Consider the following 1,999-nt stretch of genomic DNA (forward strand, 5'->3'; position numbering starts at 1 on the left):
GAGGCGCAGCTCGCGCAGCCGCACGACGACCTCTTCGGCGCGGAGGTCGGAGCCGGGCTGGAGGCCGTGGTCGACGGTGATCCCGCCGGCGCGGACGCCGAGCTTGGGGGCCTCGAAGGCGAGGGCGGAGGCGAGGGCCATGGAGTCGGCGCCGCCGGAGCACGCGACGAGGACGAGCGGGGAGGGGAGCCGCTCGGCCGTCCGGCCCGCGGGGGCGCGGGAGGTCTGGTCGTTCAGGATGTCGTGGAGGACGCGGCGGACCGCCAGGCGTATCGCCGCGACCGCAGGATGGGGACCCATGTCCGGTTCCCTTCATGAAGTTTTCCGGGGGGTGAGCCCGGGACGGTCACTCAGAGTGTGTAGATGGTGACAGAACCGGGGCGTTCCCCGAGCATCGCACGCCTACGCATGGCATACGGTCCCTCGGACGGGTGATTGGAGGGGCGTTCGCCTGCCGGCGGCCGGATCCGCTTCACGACTCCGCCCCGGCGTTCACCCCTCGACCCTGCCGTGCACCCGCGCGATCCAGTCCGCCGGTTTGGCGATCTCCGCCTTGGTGGGAAGGGTGTTGGGCGAGGTCCACACGCGGTTGAAGCCGTCGGTGCCCACCTGTTCCACGACGGCGCGCACGAACCGTTCGCCGTCGCGGTACTGCCTCAGTTTGGCATCCAGGCCCAGCAGCTTGCGCAGGGCGGCGTCCAGGCGGGAGGCGCCCTTGGCGCGGCGCTGCTGGAACTTCTCGCGGATCTCGGCGACGCTCGGCACGACGCTGGGCCCGACGCCGTCCATGACGTAGTCGGCGTGGCCCTCCAGCAGGGACATCACGGCGGTGAGCCGGCCGAGGATCTCCCGCTGGGCCGGGGTCTGCACGAGTTCCACGAAGGAGCGCCCGCCGTCCTCCTGCTCGCCCTCGGGACGGCCGCCGGCCAGGGACTGCGCGGCGTCCCGGATGCGCTCCAGGAAGGTCATCGGGTCGACGTCGGTCTCCGCGAGGAACGACTGGATCTCGCCCTCCAGGTGGTCGCGCAGCCAGGGCACGGCGGTGAACTGGGTGCGGTGGGTCTCCTCGTGCAGGCACACCCACAGGCGGAAGTCGTGCGGCTCGACGTCGAGTTCGCGCTCCACGTGGACGATGTTGGGCGCCACCAGCAGCAGTCGGCCGCCGCCGTTCGGGCCGGCCGGCAGGTCGCGGCCGGCGGGGGCGAAGGTCTCGTACTGGCCGAGGACCCGGGAGGACAGGAACGACAGGAGCATGCCCAGCTCCACGCCGGTGACCTTGCCGCCGACGGCGCCCAGGACCGCGCCGCCCGGCCCGCTGCCGCGCCGTTCCTGCATCTTCTCCAGCAGCGGTTTGAGGATCTCCCGGAAGCCCGCGACGTTGGCGCGGACCCAGCCGGGGCGGTCGACCACGAGCACGGGGGTGTCGTGGGTCTCCTCCGTGCCCATCCGGGTGAAGCCCCGGACGTGTTCCTCCGAGGCCTTCGCGTGCCGGCGCAGCTCCGCGACGACGGCCCTGGCCTCGTCGCGGCTGACGTCGGGGCCGGGCCGTACGAGCCGTGTCGCGGTCGCCACCGCGAGGTTCCAGTCGACCATCCCGGGAGATGCGGTGCCACCGAAGCCAGTCATGTTGTCAACCGTACGTGCTCGGTGCCGGTTGGGGCAGGCCGTGGGGGCGCCGCGGCGGGGCGGTGGTCACCTCGCCAGTGCCGTCGCCGCATCGTCCAGGGCCGACTGTGCCCCGGCCGGGTCCGTGGTGCCGGAGGCCAGGAAGGCGAAGGCCAGGAGGTGGCCGGTGTCGTCCACGACCGTGCCGGCGAGGGCGTTCACACCGGTCAGGGTGCCCGTCTTGGCGCGTACGACGCCGGACGCGCCGTCGGTGAAACGATTGCTCAGGGTGCCGGTGAAGCCGGCCACGGGCAGACCGGTGAGGACCGGGCGCAGGCCGGGGCGGTCCGGGTCGGCCGCCCGGACCAGGAGGCCGGTCAGCAGGTCGGCGGTG

Annotated in this window: 3 protein-coding genes; all 3 read right to left on the reverse strand. The window is 73.0% G+C overall.

Translation table 11 applies throughout. The features are described 5' to 3' along the window. A partial coding sequence (locus tag H5J33_RS33005; protein WP_309485543.1) for an ATP-binding protein occupies positions 1-300 on the reverse strand: 300 nt, incomplete at its 3' end. Between the two features lie 192 nt (positions 301-492). Beyond that, a complete protein-coding gene (locus tag H5J33_RS33010; protein ID WP_181798389.1) occupies positions 493-1,593 on the reverse strand; it encodes a zinc-dependent metalloprotease in 1,101 nt (366 codons plus the stop codon). Positions 1,594-1,692: 99 nt separating this feature from the next. Next, positions 1,693-1,999 (reverse strand): D-alanyl-D-alanine carboxypeptidase (locus H5J33_RS33015; RefSeq protein WP_181798388.1); only part of this gene is annotated, 307 nt, incomplete at its 5' end.

This window comes from Streptomyces sp. WELS2 (assembly GCF_013870595.1).
GTDB lineage: Bacteria > Actinomycetota > Actinomycetes > Streptomycetales > Streptomycetaceae > Streptomyces.

Excerpts from the sequence above, each read along its gene's own strand:
- H5J33_RS33010 (WP_181798389.1), bottom strand. The coding sequence starts at position 1,593 with ATGGTCGACTGGAACCTCGCGGTGGCGACCGCGACACGGCTCGTACGG.